Consider the following 2545-nt stretch of genomic DNA (forward strand, 5'->3'; position numbering starts at 1 on the left):
CTCTATAAATGCTTCCTKCTCGSAGGCAAATTCCATAGGATCAAATTCATTGGGTGCTGTACCCATTGTCGTAAGATACTGAAAACCGTCTAAGTATTCTGTAATGGTGGTAAAGGTATTGCCATCATCCTTTAGATAATTTAATATCTTTTTAAGCTTAGAGCCGTCTGCTCGATACAAATGAAACAGTTTTTTCTTATTGTTCTCAATATTCAGTGAATTGGGGAGATTCAGGTAGTTGTACCCGATCTGATTAATCTGCTTATCCGGCATACTGATCATATTCCCGTTTTCGTCATATCCTATGGCATTACTGCCTCCTTCATATCCTGTAGGATTGAAGCTGTGATCTACTATCTTTACCAGGCGGTTGCCCGAATAAACGTATTCCAGGTCATCTATTTTTTCCGCATTGTCACTGTAAAAGCTTTTGGCATTTCTGCTAAGGTTTTCAATATTGCCATTTTTATCATAGGTTACCTCTTCATTATTCCAATCGTTTTGTGGTATTGAGAAATCCGGATTTAAGAAAATCCCTTGCGTAAGGCGGTTCAAACCATCATACTGATAGGCATATCTTTTCAGGATCTGGTTGGAGGATACTTTCCAATTCACTTCCGAGATATTCCCATTGTATCTCTTGGGTGAAAGACCGGCATCGGTAGGATTCTCATAACGGATATCGTACCCGAAAAGCTTGCTTTCCATGTATGAGGTTGCCTCCGGGTTAATCCCGGTCATCCATCCCCGGATGTTGTATTGATAGTCTACGGTTTGAAGTCCTCTTCCTAAAGCAGTTCCGCCTACTTTTTTGGTTTGAAGCTGGGAAAGTTCGTTGTAGGTGTTTTGTGAGATGAAATGCTTACTACCAAAAAAAATTAAAGACTTTTTTAATAAAAATTTTGCCGCTTTATAAAATACAAAACCCCTCGCAAAATGCGAGGGGTTCTTTATTTATCAGCGCAAAGTCGGGAGACTTTGCGCAGCGGGGAGGTCTTATTTTTAAGTATTGTTATAAAGATATATTGCAGTAAGTGCATAAAGTAAAACATTTACTACTAAATGAAAAATACTTAAATCTTTAAAAATTCTTTTTAATACTATTCCAGATAAAAAAAAGTGCAATAGAATAGCTATAAAATAAAGCATCCAAATTTTAAACTGGTACTTTTGTCCATTGCTTGCATATCCTAATAAAAAGCAAGAAAAATACCAACTAATTATAAATATGAATAATAACAATATATTTAAAAGATAAAATTTTAATAATGACTTCATGCTAATTATTATCTAACAGTTACAGTTATATTATACTTTTTCTTCATTTCCTGTACAAAATTATTAATAATTTGTTGACTTGTGCCTCCTTTTAAGAATGCAGATGTAAATGCTTTCAAATCTTTTTGAAATGAAGTTATATCATGTGCACCAAAAAAACCTTTAACTCTTTCATTGGAACTGAAAGCGCCTTTTGCGCCTTTCATATCGTTTCCAGATAATCCATCGTTATTATGATCTAATGTATAGGTATCTACTCCGTTGACAGCTTTTAACTTTCCTGATTGATGAGGAGCCATATTATATGAAAATTCAACTTCATTATCAGGATCTGCAAATAAATTTGCATTTTCTTTTATCATTTGCACTAAACGCTCTGTATAACCTTGACCAAAGGCAGCTCCTCTACTATGAGTGTATATCTGAATTTTTTCTATGATTTTACCAGTCTTAGGATCTTTTGCAAGTTTAGACAAAATATTTTGAAATTCACCATCAGTCATCGCCATTCTACCTGCTTGAATTCTGTTCTCCGGAATATTACCCGCAGTATAACTACCTTTCTTTATACTCCAATCTCCAAAGAAACTTTCAGAGGCATACCTATCTCCATCAACAAAATGAAATTGTCCTCCAGGATTTGGAATTCCAGAACCTTTTATGGTATTGATTATAGCTTGAGTCCAATAACTTGGACTTGCTCTATCGATATCTCCTTCTGAAACTCTACCATTAATTAATATCGGAAGTTCACCATCCTTATCAATGTAAAGAATAGGACTATTAAGAGCATAAACATAAGGGGATGAACTTTCTAACAACTCAGATTTAGGATCCACTACACCCCATCTCCCAATATCCGGCATATAGAATCTCGCCCCATAATCATACATTCCCGTCTCCTGAAGCTCCTTACCGTTGTACTTATAATTGTATAATCCCGCTCACATTTTCCAAAACTTCCTACTCCGGATTTTCTCGCGCGAGGCTTTACACTGTGATCGTCTGCTCTCGCTCGCTTATTTCAAATATAAAAATTTAATTCAGTTGAAAAATAAAATTCCGTGTAGATTTTTATTTCAATTGAAGAAAATAAATTTTGGATTGCTTATAAATAGGGACTTAAAAGCGCGTCACAACTTTTTTTTGACAGCAATTATATTTTTGTCAAAAATTAAATATGAGGGTAAAATCTGCAAGTAACTCACTTCATTTTGTCAAAATAAGAGGCTTGACGATCTCTACCTTTGTTTTTATTAATTAAATT

General features: G+C 34.6%; 2 pseudogenes. Both read right to left on the minus strand.

The features are described 5' to 3' along the window. Positions 1 to 741 (minus strand): annotated as a pseudogene (locus tag SOP96_RS01035) (RHS repeat-associated core domain-containing protein); the annotation flags it as partial. Positions 742 to 2030: 1289 nt separating this feature from the next. Continuing rightward, positions 2031 to 2213 (minus strand): annotated as a pseudogene (locus SOP96_RS01040) (RHS repeat-associated core domain-containing protein); the annotation flags it as partial. Positions 2214 to 2545 lie beyond the last annotated feature (332 nt).

This window comes from Chryseobacterium salviniae (assembly GCF_035819015.1).
Taxonomy (GTDB): Bacteria; Bacteroidota; Bacteroidia; order Flavobacteriales; family Weeksellaceae; genus Chryseobacterium; species Chryseobacterium salviniae.